Raw genomic sequence first — 12,719 nt, 5'->3', positions numbered from 1 at the left:
AACCTTTAGAATATAGGAATTATAAGGGTTTAGATTTAGAATTTAAGTGTTTTGAATTAGCTGATAGCACACGACACACAGCTGACGACTGTGTCACCTGCGGTGACACAATATATCAATTATTCTTAATTATTATAATATCCAAATTAAGTTTGGATAATAATTTTATTTTCTGATTTAATAATAATTTTTATTAATTAGGCAGGAATTTTTCGCTAGAATAAAAATTTGATTAATTGATTGTCAAAATGATTTGAATGTATTATACTATTAACATACAACAATTAAATATTGATTGACCACTAGGGGCGCTCATATTGGGCTGAGATAGAGGTTAAATTCTAGTCCCTTGAACCTGACCTAGATAATACTAGCGTAGGGAAGTGGGCTTTTGGTTGGAGTATACTACTGATGTAGTATTTTAATTATTAAATCAAAGGCACAGTTCCTTACGGAGCTGTGCCTTTTTTGTTTTTGGGAAGGGGGATTTTTTGCAGACAAAAAAACTTGCTTTATCTGCCTTGTTAGTGGCAATTGGAACTATTACAGGACATTTGATTTATATCCCTGTAGGAATTGCTAAGTGTTTTCCTGTTCAACATGCTATTAATATTTTGTCGGCAATTATATTTGGCCCGGGAACTGCCTTGTTAAATGCTTTTGCTATTTCAGTATTGAGAAATATTTTAGGGGTGGGATCTTTATTAGCTTTTCCGGGTAGTATGCTAGGTGCTTTGTTAGCTGGTATTTTATATAATTTAACTAAAAATAAGATTTATGCTTTAGGTGGTGAAGTATTTGGGACAGGTATCCTAGGAGGAACTCTAGCTTATCCTATTGCTAGATTTTTAATGGGGCAGGAAGTTGCAGTATTCTTCTTTGTGGTTCCTTTTTTAGTCAGTACAGTAGGAGGTAGTTTGCTTGGTTATTTAATTATACAGGTTTTAGAAACAAATGAGATAGTTAGCAAAATAAGAAGGAGGTATTAATATGAAGCAAGTATTAACAATTGCTGGTTCTGATTCTGGAGGTGGGGCAGGGATCCAGGCTGACTTAAAGACAATGACTGCTTTTGGTGTTTATGGAGCTTCAGTAATTACAGCTGTGACTGCTCAAAATACGTTAGGGGTTCAGAATTTTCAGGCCTTAAGTGGTGATTTTGTAGGAGAACAATTAGATTCAGTATGCAGTGATTTAGATTTTGCTGCTGTTAAAACTGGTATGTTGGCTACTAGTGAGATTATTGAATCTATTACTGCTAAGATAAAAGAGTATCAAGTTAGTAATCTGGTGGTTGATCCAGTTATGGTAGCGACTAGTGGTGATTTATTATTGGCTGATGAAGCAGTAAGTGTTTTAAAGAAAAAGTTAATTCCGTTAGCTAGCGTAATCACTCCTAATTTAAATGAAGCTAAAGTATTAACAAATAGAAATCTTAGAGAGAATGTTAGTTTAGAAGAGTTAGCTACTGAATTATTTCAATTAGGAGCAGATTATATATTAATTAAAGGAGGTCATCAAGAAGGAGATGTAGCTCGAGATTTATTATATGGTGGAACAAAATTTATTGAAGTTACAGCTGATAGAGTTGATACTACAGATACTCATGGTACAGGATGTACTTTATCTTCAGCTATAGTTAGCAATTTAGCTTTAGGGTATAGTGTAGAAAAGGCAGTTAGAAGAAGTAAAGAATATATTACTAAAGCTATTAAGTCAGGTTGTCAGGTAGGAGAAGGTAATAATCCTATTGACCATTTTGTAGCACTTGGTAATTAAAAGGAGGGGGTATGCTGATGATCTGCCAGTTAAAGTAGCTAGAGATTTATTAGGACCGGAAAAGATAATTGGATTATCAACTTCCAATTTAGAAGAGGTTTTAGCAGCTGAAAAAGCTGGAGTGGATTATATAGGTTTTGGTGCTATTTATAGTACAGCTTCTAAAAAATTAAAAGAGAATCGTCGAAGAATTGGATTAGAGAGATTAAAACAAGTAAGTAGTCAGGTTGATGTTCCCCTGGTAGCTATTGGAGGGATTAAGCAAGAAAATATTATTGAGGTAGTCCAAGCAGGAGCAGATACAATAGCCATGATTAGTGCTATAACTCAGGCTGAAGATATTAAAGAGCGAGTTAGTAATTTGAAGAATATATTTGTTAGAGATTTTTAATTATAGAAGGAAATTTGATTATGTTTATGCTGATAAATATGTATTACTTTAGATCAATAGAAACAAGGAGGAAGCGAAGATGAAAAATATTATTGCTAAGATTAAAGAAGAAAAACCACTTATTCACCACATTACTAACTATGTAACTACTAATGATTCGGCTAATATTACTCTTTATTGGGGTGGGTTACCAGTAATGGCTCACTACAAAAAAGAAGTAGCAGAAATGGCAAAAGCAGCAGCTGCTGTGGTATTGAATATCGGTGTGCTAGATGATGATCAAGTGACTGCTATGTTGAGAGCTGGAAAGAAAGCAAATAAATTAGGGATTCCAGTAATTTTTGATCCTGTAGGAGTGGGGGCTACTGAACTGAGAACTAATGTAGCTTTAGATTTATTAGAAAAGATTGAATTTGCAGCAATTAAAGGGAATAAAGGAGAGATTACTGTGTTAGCTGGGGGCCAAGCTGAAGTTAAAGGAGTAGAATCTGTAGGAGCTTATGATGGAATTGTAGATAGTGCTCGAGAGTTGGCTCAAGCGCAAGATACAGTAGTAGTAGTCTCAGGTACTGAGGACATTGTAACTAAGGGCCAACAAGTCTATAAAGTAAAAAATGGTCACTCTTTAATGGGCCAAGTTGTGGGAACAGGTTGCATGTTGGGAAGCACTTTAGGCGTCTTTTGTGGAGGTGGTGATGATTATTTAGAAGCTTCCTTACAGGCTGTAGCAGCTTATGGGATTGCCGGAGAAAAAGCTAGTCAAGAAGTTAGTCGGCCAGCGAGTTATAAGGTAGCTTTATTAGATAATGTTAGCGAGATGAGTGATCAGGACTTAGAAGCTAATCAGAAAATAGTAGAGCTTAATTGATATAAAATGTGGTTTACTAGGCAAGAGTTTTCTCACTTCCGGAATTTTTTCAAACTCATCTACAGCTCGCTGCTTAAAAATAAGGCTAACCTAATTTAATATTCTGCAAAAAGTTGCTTTGGTTTAATTTAAGTAGAACAATCTGCGACTTGTGATTAAAATAAACAAGTAATATATGAACTACTATTTTTTAATAACTTAAGTAACTTTTTAACCGTAGGAAGCATTGATTGTTCTACCCTGGAAATCTTTTGGTAACTTTTATAGTTCAATAAAAGTTACTCGGAAAAAAGCTACCTTGAAGCTTTTCCGAACTAGCTGTTGAATCTTTATTGCTAACTTTTTATTAAAAAGTGAAGCATTATATCAATTGTTAATTGTAAATTAAATAAATTAGGAGGGATTAATAATGACTCAAGTTACTAAGGCAAGAGCAGGAGAAATTACTCCAGAAATGAAACAAGTAGCAGCTAAAGAAGAAGTAGAAGTAGAGTTTGTAAGACAGAGTGTAGCGGAGGGAACTATTGTTATTCCAGCTAATAAGAATCATCAACATTTAGATCCTAATGGCTTTGGAAAAGGGCTTACAACTAAAGTTAATGCTAATTTTGGGACTTCAGAAGATTACCCTAATCTGGATAAAGAATTGCAAAAACTAAAAGTAGCTGTTAAATCAGGAGCTGATGCAGTGATGGATTTATCAACTGGTGGTGATATTAAGCAGACTCGCCAAGAAATCTTGGCTATGAGTGAAGTTCCTTTGGGTACAGTTCCTTTATATCAAGCTACTGTAGAAGTTTTAAGAGATGATCAAGCTATTGTTGATCTAACAGTAGAGGATATATTTGCTGTAATTGAAGATCAGGCTGAGCAAGGAGTTGACTTTATTACTGTCCATTGTGGTTTAACGTTAGAAACATTACGTCATTTAAGAGAAGAAGGACGAGTGACTGATATAGTCAGTCGTGGGGGATCCTTTATGGCTGGTTGGATGCTACATAATGAAGAAGAAAATCCACTTTATGAGTATTATGATCGATTACTAGAGATAGCTTATGAGTATGATGTGACCTTAAGCTTAGGAGATGGGTTGCGCCCAGGTTCTTTAGCTGATGCTACTGATCGATCTCAGATTCATGAGCTATTGATTCTAGGGGAATTAGTTGATCGAGCTAGAGAAGCCGAAGTACAGGTAATGGTAGAAGGGCCAGGACACGTACCTTATGATCAGATAGAGACTAATATACAGCTGCAAAAAGAATTATGTAAAGATGCTCCTTTTTATGTGCTAGGCCCTTTAGTTACAGATATTGCGGTAGGTTATGACCATATTAATGCTGCGATTGGAGGTACACTAGCTGCTAGTTGTGGAGCTGATTTTTTATGTTATGTAACGCCAGCTGAACATATTGGTTTACCAAGTATTGAAGATGTCAAAGAGGGAGTTGTTGCTACTAAAATTGCTGCTCATGCAGCCGATGTGGCTAAAGGATTACCACAGGCTAAAGACAGAGATTTAAAAATGGCTCAAGCAAGAAAAAATTTAGATTGGGAGCAACAGATTGAATTAGCTATTGATTCTGATACAGCTAAGGAAGCAAGAAAAGACCATAATCAAAATTTGCAGGAGGAAGATGCCTGTACAATGTGTGGATCTTTCTGTGCCATGAAAATAGTAGAAAAAGCATTGTAGTTTTAGTTTTAAGAAGCTGGGTTTATACCAGCTTCTTTTTATTTTTGGGGTATAAATTTCGCACATTTCTAAGCGGATTTCATATTATATATTGAACCTAATAAGAGAGGAGGGAAATCATGGGATATGATGACAACTATGTATTTATTGTATTCCTGATTTTAATCTTATTGCTATTAGGCGGTGACTATTAAGATATAGTTCCAGGGGGGAATCCCCTCTGGTTTATTATTTTAATAGTGGATGTTTTGCTAGCGATATAGTATCTGAAAAAGATAATTAAGGAGGGATAAAGTGGAGCAGGAAAAAAAGAAAATACTTAAAATGTTAGAGCAAGATCAGCTGACTGCTGAAGAAGCAATGAAGTTATTAAGCAATATAGAAGAGGTTTCTCAGCCCCAGAAAGTAGAAGAGACACATGTAAATAAAACGAATCATCTTTGGATTAAAATTTGGGACTCAGAAGAACTAAGATTTAATTTTAACATACCGCTTGATTTAGCTAAGTTAAGTAGTAGCTTATTAGCCGAAGATATAATTGCCCAACTAAGAAGAGATTATGATATAGATTTAAGAGAAATTATTAGTTCTATGAAAGATAATATAGAGAATAAAAGATTAGTCGACTATTATGACCAGCAATCTGATACAAAAGTGGAAATCTATATTGCATGAAAAAAGCCTCCTGAACTTTTAGCAGGAGGCTTTTTTCATATTAAATTAAGGGATTAGCTTAACATTTTTTCTAAATCTTCTTGTGAGTTTCCAATTTTTTTGATAAAAACTCAGGGATACTAGGGCTAACATGAATATCCTGGATACCTAGATTGAATAAAACTAATAAGATAGCAACAGATTTTTGTTCAAATGAAATTTTTGGTAATTTTTTGTTAATTACTTTTTATTAAAAAGTGAAGCCTTATATCAATTACGTTATAAGAGATGAATTGGTAGCATAATCATTATAGTAGAATTCAAAGGGAGGGAACTACAATGTCTGAAGGACAGATTAAAAATTATTTCCCAGGAGGTAATACTTGCCAAGGTTTTTATTCTTTCTATGAGTACTTACCTCAAGGAGCAGAATTAATTTTTGTAATTAAAGGTGGGCCAGGAACAGGCAAGTCTACCTTTATGAAACAGATAGGTCGGGAGTTTGTAGCTGAGGGATATGATATTGAATTCCACTGGTGTTCCTCAGATAGTGAATCTCTAGATGGTTTAGTCATTCCTAGTTTGAAAGTAGCTATGTTGGATGGTACGGCCCCACATTTAATTGATCCAGAGTACCCTGGAGCAGTAGAAGAAATTATTAATTTAGGGCGGTACTGGGATAGAATTATTTTAGAGGGCTATAAAGATCAAATCGTAACTCTTAATGATGTAATTTGGAAGGTATTTGAGAAAAGTTATGCTTACTTGAAAGAGGCAAAGTTGATTCATGATCGGTGGGAAGAATATTATTTAGAAGGTATGGACTTTCAACAGGCTAATTTAAAAACACAACAGTTGATTAAGGAGATTGTAGGTGATAAAGAGTTAACATCTAGTTTAGGGCAAGAAAGACATCTTTTTGCTAGTGCGTTTACCCCTAGTGGAGTGATCAATTATTTTGATAGCCTAACTTCTGATTTAGAGACTAGATATATTATTAAAGGTCGGCCAGGAACTGGCAAATCAACTATGAATAAAAAAGTAGCCCAAGCAGCTCGCGAAAGAGGCTTTGCTGTAGAATATCTGCATTGTTCTTTTGATCCGGAAAGTGTGGATGCAATTATAATTCCTCAGTTAAGTGTAGCTATACTTGATGGTACGGCTCCTCATGTAATTGATCCAGCTGGAGATAGGGATAAAGTGGTTGATATGGTAGAATGTGTGGATTCGCAAGTGATAGATTTAAATCAGGAACAGATTGATAATACTCAACAGCATTATAAACAGGTAATAAATAAGGCATCGCAGGAGTTACGAAAAGCTAAAAAGTTACATGATGAATTAGAGGGATACTATGTTGAAGCTATGGATTTTTCTGCTATTGATGACAGACGTCAACAAGTAACTAATAGGATTAAAGATTGGGCTGATAGGAGAGGTTACTTAGATTAAGCTAAATATTCTTTGAAAGGCGCCTAACAGGCGTCTTTTTTATTTTTTAGATGTATTGATAACAAATATCATTTTCATGCATAAGATATAACAAATAAATTCAAAGTGGAATAATATTGACATATTGTGTCACCAGAGGTGACACAGTCGTGTGTCGTGTGCTGTGTGCTATCAGCCAATTCAAAACCTTTAAATTCAAAATCTAACCCTTAAGATTACTATGTTTTAAGGAATTGAACTGGATCTGTGGTTTTGAATTTGAATTAGCACACGACACATAGCAGACAGCTGATAGCTGTGGCACGAAAGTGCCACTTTATATCAATTATGTTTCATTCTGATGGTTAAACACGTTAATGTTATGTTAAGTTTTTAATATTTTTAACATAAGAGTAGTATGATTAGTTATTAAAAGGAGGGGACTATTATGTGTGGGATTGCTGGCTGGATAGATTGGGAGCAAGATTTGACTAATCGACATAACGTATTACAGAAGATGGAGGATACACTTCAGTTACGAGGGCCAGATGAAAGTGGAGACTGGATTAGTCAAAATGTGGGTTTAGTTCATAGGCGATTGATTGTAATTGATCCGACTGGTGGCAAGCAGCCAATGGTTAAAAGTAAAAATGGCAATAAGTATGTGATGGTTTATAATGGAGAATTGTATAATACATCTGATTTACGTAACAAATTACAACAACGTGGTTATACCTTTACTGGTCATTCTGATACAGAAGTATTATTAACTTCTTATATTGAATGGGGGCTAGAATGTGCCCAGTATTTAAATGGAATTTATGCTTTTGCCATCTGGGATGTGGGAAGAGAAAGATTATATATGGCTCGAGATAGAATTGGAGTTAAACCTTTATTTTATTCTAGATTTGGATCTAGTCTTGTTTTTGGTTCTGAATTGAAGTCTTTATTAGCTCATCCTGATATAGAAGCCAAGATTGGTCGAGAAGGATTAGCTGAAATTTTGGCTATTGGCCCCGGCAGAACACCAGGGCATGGTGTTTTTAAAGGAATTAAGGAGTTAAAGCCAGGTTATTATTTAGTGTATGATCAGGACGGATTACGTAAAAGGCAATATTGGAAATTAGAAAGCAAGCCTCATGAAGATAATGTAGAAGAGACAATTAGTAAAGTTAGAGAGTTATTTGTTGATACTGTCCAAAGGCAATTAGTATCTGATGTTCCAATTTGTGCTTTATTATCTGGCGGACTTGATTCTAGTGCTATTACATCTGTAGCTAGTAATGCTTTACAAGAAGCTGATAAGGGCCAACTACATACCTATTCTGTAGATTATGAAGGTAATGAAGAACATTTTGAAGCTAATGATTTCCAACCAGACCCTGATAGTAAATGGATTGGATTGATGTCTGATTATGCTACTACCAAACATCATGATGTAATACTTCCTAATTCTAAATTAGTAGAGGGCTTAAAAAAAGGAGTTTATGCGCGCGATCTACCAGGAATGGCTGATATAGATGTTTCTTTATATCTCTTCTGTCAAGAAATTGAGCAGGATTTTACAGTAGCAGTCTCAGGTGAGTGTGCTGATGAAATATTTGGCGGTTATCCGTGGTATTATAGAGAAGAAGCCTTACAGGCTAATACTTTTCCGTGGTCGAGAAGAATAGATGATAGGTTACAGATTTTTGACTCTGATGTTCTAAAAGAAGTTAAACCAGGTGAATATTTAGACCAAAGATATCAAGAAGCATTAGCTGAAGTTCCTCGGTTACCAGGTGAAGATGCTAAGAATGCTCAGATGCGGGAGATGATGTATCTTAATTTAACTCGGTGGATGCCAGTTTTATTGGATCGCAAAGATAGAATGAGTATGTATACTAGTTTGGAAGTCAGGGTACCTTTCTGTGACCATCGCTTAGTTGAATATGTCTGGAATATTCCTTGGGAGCTAAAGAATTATGGTGGGATGAGAAAAGGTATTTTACGAGCTGCTCTTAAGGGGCTGTTACCTGAGAGTGTTAGAACCAGACCTAAAAATCCTTATCCTAAGACCTTTGATCCGGCTTATTTTGAAGCTACGAAAAATTGGTTGTTAGATATTTTAAGTAATCCTAATGCTCCATTACATGATTTAATTGATGAGGATACAGTACGTCAATTTACTGCAGCAGATCAGGATTTTGATATTCCTTGGTTTGGCCAGTTAATGAGATTACCTCAATTATTTGCTTATTTAATACAGATTAATACTTGGTTACAAGAATATAATGTCAAGATTGATTAAAAAAGTTCCCTTTTCAGGGGACTTTTTTTAATATCCAGTATTATTTAATATAAATCTATGTAAGTTATATGTTAATTGAGTAATAATCAACCCCAATAAATACAGCAGAAGAGTTGACAAATAGAGATAATAAGGTTATAATTAACATGAACTTAACAATAAGCTCACATGAGATAATTTTATAAGGAGTAAGTTAAAATTTTCAAATCAAAAACTTTTGTGGTGAGATTCTTTTGGTTATTTTTTCATTAGTAACTAGTGCTGGTTTTTTGGATCAGATGATAGTAAAAGTGAAAAATCATTGAAATTTTTTAATTCTCCAGAACAAAAGCGAACTAATGAATTTTTATCACAAATTTTATAAATGCAATTAAATTTTAGGAGGGATTAAAATGATTAATTTAAAGACAGAATTGCCAGGGCCAAAATCGAAAGAATTAATGGAAAAGAGAAATAAGTATGTTCCTCAGGGAGCTTATAATGTAACATCTACTTTTGCCCAAAAAGCTAAAGGAGTTACTTTAGAAGATGTAGATGGTAATCAATTTATAGATTTTGCAGGGGGGATTGGAGTTCTTAATGTAGGACATAATGCTCCTCAGGTGGTTGAGGGGATTAAGGAACAGGCTGAGGAATTAATTCATACTTGTTTTCATGTAGCACCATATGAATCTTATATTGAGTTGGCTAAGAAATTATCACAACTTGCTCCAGGTTCTAGTTCTAAAAAGACTATGTTTGCTAATAGTGGAGCAGAAGCTGTTGAGAATGCTGTTAAGATAGCTAAAAAGTATACAGGAAAATCTGCTGTTGTTTCTTTTGATTGTGGATTTCATGGACGGACCTTAATGACTATGTCTCTAACTAGTAAAGTAAAGCCTTATAAGTATGGTTTTGGCCCTTTTGCTCCAGAAACATATAAGGTTCCTTATGCTTATTGTTATCGCTGTTCTCATGGATTAGAGTATCCAGAGTGTAATATGAAATGTATAACAAATTTTAAAAATCTATTTAAGCAAGAGATTCCAGCTGATGAAATTGCAGCAGTTGTAATGGAGCCTGTTCAAGGAGAAGGTGGATTTATTGCTCCACCTCAGGAATTTATACAGGGTATTAAAAAAATATGTGAAGAAAATGATATCTTACTTATTGCTGATGAAGTACAGACTGGATTTGCTAGAACAGGAGAGCTATTTGCTACAGAAGATTATGAAATTGAACCAGATTTAATTGCTACTGCTAAGTCTATAGCTGGAGGGATGCCACTTAGTGTAGTGATAGGTAAACAAGAGATTATGGATGCTCCTGGTCAAGGTGAGATTGGAGGGACTTATGGAGGGAATCCGCTAAGTTGTGTAGCTGGATTGAAAGTATTAGAAATAATTGAGCAAGAAAATCTAGTTGAGCGTTCTAAGAAGTTGGGAAAAATTATGAGAAATAGATTAGAAGAGTTAAAAGATAATTATTCTATTATTGGTGATGTAAGAGGCAAAGGTTTTATGTTAGGTATTGAACTAGTACAAGATAGAGAAACTAAAGAACCAGCTGCGGAGGAGAGGAATAAAATCATAGAAGAATGTTATCAGCAGGGTTTGATTGTTGTTGGTGCTGGGATATATAATAATGTAATTCGATTTTTAGCCCCCTTAGTAATTAGTGAAGAAGAATTAGAAGAGGGGTTAAATATATTAGAAAAAGCTATTGCTGAAGTTTCTCTATAATTTATAATATTTCATTTCAGATATTAGAATACAATTTAATTGATATAAAGTTTTATTTTAAATTAGATTAATAGAGGAGGAGAGAAGAGATGAGTACAGATCTATTACAAGAAGAGGCTGAGCAGGTAGAAAGAAATCAGTTAGGTAAGGTTATGAGTATTTTTGATTATTTTACTTTAGGTTTTGGAGCAATGGTTGGAGTTGGTTGGGTGATTGTAATAGGTAGTTGGATTGATACAGCAGGAGGTCCTTTAGGAGCAATTTTGGCTTTCTTAGCTGCAGCTTTAATGTTGATTCCAATTGGTTTAGCATATGGCGAACTAACATCTGCTATGCCAGTAGCAGGAGGAGAGATGGCATTTAGTTATAAGTCTTTTGGAACTTTGCCGTCATTTTTTACTGGTTGGGCTATGGCCTTAGCGTATACTATTTTATCCCCTTGGGAGGCAGTGGCAATTGGGAAGTTAATGGGGGATTTAGTTCCTCCTTTAAAGTCAATGCCATTATACACTGTTAATGGATTTACTATTTATGGTCCTTTATTATTAATTAGTTTATTAACTTCAGGGTTGATAATTACTGTAAATTATTTTGGGCTTAGTAAGGCTGCTAAATTTCAGAGTTATTTAACTAGATTTTTAATGGTTTGTGCTTTAGCATTTATAGCTACTGGTCTATTTACAGGTGATAGTGCTAATTTAAAGCCATTACTTACTATGAAGGGGCAAGGTTTTGGTGGTTTAGCTGGAATTATTTCTGTGTTAGCAATAGCACCTTTCTTCTTTGCTGGTTTTGGGACAATTCCACAAGGAGCAGAAGAAGGGGAAGAAGGAATTAATTACGGTAGTTTAGGTAAAGTAATTGCTATAGCCATCTTAGCTGGAGGTATTTTTTATATTCTAACTATTACTGCTGTAAGTATGGCAACTCCATGGCAACAATTAGTTGATTTAGAATTTCCAGCTGCTGATGCTTTTAGAATTGTATTAGAGTATGACCTTATAGCTAATGTAGTTTTAATCTCAGCAATTGCAGGAATTATAACTACCTTTAATTCTTTCTTTATGGCAGCGACTAGAGTTTTATTTGCTTTAGGTCGGGCTAGATTAATTCCCGAAGTATTTGCTAAAGTACATCCTAAGCATGAAACACCTGCTGTAGCTATAGCTTTTGTAGGAGCGTTAACTATTATTGGCCCGTTTATTGGTTCGGCTCTTATTTTACCATTAGTTAATGTAGGCTCATTAGCATTTATGACAGTTTGGTTTTCTGTCTGTTTAGCAGCAGTTAAATTAAGAGATGAAGCTCCTGATATGAATCGACCATATAAGATGTTTGGTGGTAGAACAATGGCTTTAATTGGTTGCTTTACTTCTTTAATTTTTACTTCTGTATTAGTTATTCCTGGTAGTCCAGGTGCAATAGCTTGGCCTTCTGAATGGTTACTAGTTGGAGCTTGGATTTTACTAGGAGCAGGATTTTATTGGTTAGCAAATGATAACAGAAAATCTATTAGTGAAATTCAACGTGAGTATTTATTATTTGGTAGTTCAAAAGAGGAAAATAGTACGCAAGAAATGGTAGGGTAGTATAAATATCCGATTTTAAAGTGAAACAATATTGATATATTGTGTCACCACAGGTGACACAGTTGTCAGCTATCTGCTATGAGCTGTCAGCCAATTCAAAACATTCAAATTCAAAACCTAACCCTTATAATTCCTATATTCTAAAGGGCTGAACTATATCTATGGTTTTGAATTGAAGAATTTGACTTCCTACGAGTCCTTTGGACTCTCCGTGAAGATCTGCTCACGACACACCCTACAGGTCTAGAAAACAGACCTTCCGTAATAAAAACCATTTGCAGACAGCTGATAGCTGATATAAAG

General features: G+C 34.8%; 10 protein-coding genes and 1 riboswitch. All 10 genes read left to right on the top strand.

The window, feature by feature from the left end; translation table 11 throughout:
- Positions 1–294 precede the first annotated feature (294 nt).
- Positions 295–399, top strand: a riboswitch (TPP riboswitch).
- 92 nt (positions 400–491) lie between these two features.
- The 10 genes from thiW (at position 492) to ACYQ3D_RS00930 (ending at position 12,416) form a co-directional block, all read left to right on the top strand.
- Positions 492–989, top strand: coding sequence for an energy coupling factor transporter S component ThiW (gene thiW / locus ACYQ3D_RS00975; protein WP_459835174.1), 498 nt, complete (start codon positions 492–494; stop codon positions 987–989).
- Position 990: 1 nt separating this feature from the next.
- Complete coding sequence (gene thiD / locus ACYQ3D_RS00970) at positions 991–1,779, top strand: bifunctional hydroxymethylpyrimidine kinase/phosphomethylpyrimidine kinase (RefSeq protein WP_459835172.1); 789 nt, start codon at positions 991–993, stop codon at positions 1,777–1,779.
- Complete coding sequence (locus ACYQ3D_RS00965; RefSeq protein WP_459835170.1) at positions 1,769–2,170, top strand: thiamine phosphate synthase; 402 nt, start codon at positions 1,769–1,771, stop codon at positions 2,168–2,170. Before thiD ends, ACYQ3D_RS00965 begins: the two co-directional genes overlap by 11 nt.
- Before the next feature lie 79 nt (positions 2,171–2,249).
- Positions 2,250–3,038, top strand: coding sequence for a hydroxyethylthiazole kinase (thiM, locus tag ACYQ3D_RS00960; protein WP_459835168.1), 789 nt, complete (start codon positions 2,250–2,252; stop codon positions 3,036–3,038).
- A gap of 409 nt (positions 3,039–3,447) precedes the next feature.
- Positions 3,448–4,731, top strand: coding sequence for a phosphomethylpyrimidine synthase ThiC (thiC, locus tag ACYQ3D_RS00955; protein WP_459835165.1), 1,284 nt, complete (start codon positions 3,448–3,450; stop codon positions 4,729–4,731).
- 294 nt (positions 4,732–5,025) lie between these two features.
- Complete coding sequence (locus ACYQ3D_RS00950) at positions 5,026–5,406, top strand: SHOCT-like domain-containing protein (protein WP_459835163.1); 381 nt, start codon at positions 5,026–5,028, stop codon at positions 5,404–5,406.
- 318 nt (positions 5,407–5,724) lie between these two features.
- Complete coding sequence (locus ACYQ3D_RS00945) at positions 5,725–6,837, top strand: PRK06851 family protein (RefSeq protein ID WP_459835161.1); 1,113 nt, start codon at positions 5,725–5,727, stop codon at positions 6,835–6,837.
- A 427-nt stretch (positions 6,838–7,264) separates the two neighbouring features.
- Positions 7,265–9,106, top strand: a complete 1,842-nt coding sequence (gene asnB / locus ACYQ3D_RS00940; RefSeq protein WP_459835159.1) for an asparagine synthase (glutamine-hydrolyzing) — start codon at positions 7,265–7,267, stop codon at positions 9,104–9,106.
- A 392-nt stretch (positions 9,107–9,498) separates the two neighbouring features.
- A complete protein-coding gene (gene gabT / locus ACYQ3D_RS00935) occupies positions 9,499–10,827 on the top strand; it encodes a 4-aminobutyrate--2-oxoglutarate transaminase (protein WP_459835156.1) in 1,329 nt (442 codons plus the stop codon).
- Between the two features lie 89 nt (positions 10,828–10,916).
- On the top strand, positions 10,917–12,416 hold the full coding sequence (locus ACYQ3D_RS00930; RefSeq protein ID WP_459835154.1) for an APC family permease: 1,500 nt from the start codon (positions 10,917–10,919) through the stop codon (positions 12,414–12,416).
- Positions 12,417–12,719: the final 303 nt, after the last annotated feature.

It is taken from the genome of Halanaerobaculum tunisiense, assembly GCF_054657635.1.
The sequence above is the reverse complement of the archived record's forward strand: the minus strand, read 5'-3'. Positions and strand labels throughout refer to the sequence as shown.